1 pseudogene is annotated in these 215 nt (G+C 63.7%); it reads left to right on the top strand.

The window, feature by feature from the left end:
- Positions 1–215, top strand: a pseudogene (locus ACOZKU_RS27915) (IS30 family transposase); the annotation flags it as partial.

Here is a 215-nt window from a genome sequence, read left to right as displayed (position 1 = left end):
GGGCGCGGCATGCGAGGCGCCGGCATGGCCAGCGTTTCAGCCCGGACCTCAACATCCTGCGCCGTCCGGATGTGGTTGCCGATCGCAGGCAGTTCGGACATTGGGAATGCGACCTGATCCAGTTCCGCCAGAAGTTCGGCAAGGCGAACGTGACGTCGTTGGTCGAGCGGGTCAGCCGTTTCGCCGTTCTCTTTCGCAACAACGACCGGCAATCC

Source organism: Shinella sp. M31 (assembly GCF_049199205.1).
GTDB lineage: Bacteria > Pseudomonadota > Alphaproteobacteria > Rhizobiales > Rhizobiaceae > Shinella.
The sequence above is the reverse complement of the archived record's forward strand: the minus strand, read 5'-3'. Positions and strand labels throughout refer to the sequence as shown.